Here is a 1,323-nt window from a genome sequence, read left to right on the forward strand (position 1 = left end):
TGCCCTTGATTCATATCAAAGGAAATGTTTCTCAGAGAAGGCTGGGCCGCATCAGGATAGGTAAAGGTTAATTCTTTGACTTGCAAAATCCGATCACCGGTAGCTTGCTTTTGTTCTAACTCTGAATGGATATCCTCTGGAGCTTCGGTAAAAACTTCCTCAATTCGCTTGGCTGAGATATAGGACTGATTGAGAGAATTGATCAGCATAGCTAGCTTAACCAATTCCACCAAAATTTGCAAGAGGTAGTTGATAAGGGCAATAAGAGCACCTTGACTGAGTAAACCTCCTTGAATTGAAATATAGCCCTGCCCGATGATGACGAGAAGGGTTCCATTGACAATCAGATAAGTCAGAGGTGTTAACAAACTAGACCAGAAACCCGTCTTTTCTTGCAATCTAGCATAAACTTGGTTAAGGGTTTGAAAAATCTGTAATTCTCGTTTTTCTTGCCCAAAGGCACGAATAACTCGCATGCCTTGTAATTGCTGACGCGTTTCCTGAACCAGTTGGTCCGTTTTCTTTCTGAGACTACTGTAGAGAGGATTGACCAGTCGAGAGAGACCGACAATGACGATTGTCAAAAAACCAACCATGACCAAAAACCAAAAAGTCAGCTCAGCTGAGATGCGATAGGCCATAAAGATAGCCCCAAAAACAATAATAGGCGCTCGCAAAAAGAGGCGCAGGAATTGATTGATCCCAGTCTGTATCTGGTAGGTATCAGAAGTCAAGCGGGTCACCAAGCTAGAAGTTGTCAAACGGTCTCTGCTGTCCTTAGGCAAAGAAAGAATATGACGATAGAGGTCGTTTGTCAATTCCTTGGCAAAACCTACCGCTGCCTTTGCTGAATAAAATTGAGCAATCAAGGCTACTAAAACGCCAATCACTGCAAAGATAAGGAGCAGGCCAATCTGCATCCATAGATGCCCTTGATCTCTCTGAGGCAAGGATTGGTCAACAATCCCAGCAATCACCATGGGAACCAAGAGCTCAAAAACAGCTTCTAGCAGCTTGAACAGTGGAGCCAAAATTGATTCTTTGATATAGGATTTGAAGTAAGATAGTAAGTGTTTCATAAATCCCTTCTATTCATATTCTAGAAATGAAGAAAGTGGGAAGCCCCACCCTCTCAGTTTTATTTGTTTAAGCAAGGTAATAGATAGCCATATCCTGCTTTTTCCATCTCATCCTTGGCTACAAAGCGCAAGGAGGCAGAATTAATACAGTAACGCAGGCCACCTAACTCCTGAGGTCCATCTGTGAAAACATGACCCAAGTGAGCATTGCCTGAGCGAGAACGAACCTCGATTCGCTCCATTC

Annotated in this window: 2 protein-coding genes; both read right to left on the minus strand. The window is 43.1% G+C overall.

Annotated elements, in window-relative coordinates:
- On the minus strand, positions 1 to 1,079 hold a 1,079-nt coding region (locus tag GMD4S_RS12165; RefSeq protein WP_000681736.1), incomplete at its 3' end, for an ABC transporter permease.
- Positions 1,080 to 1,138: 59 nt separating this feature from the next.
- Positions 1,139 to 1,323 (minus strand): peptide-methionine (R)-S-oxide reductase (locus GMD4S_RS12170; protein ID WP_000439575.1); only part of this gene is annotated, 185 nt, incomplete at its 5' end.

The sequence above is a fragment of the Streptococcus sp. GMD4S genome, assembly GCF_000296955.1.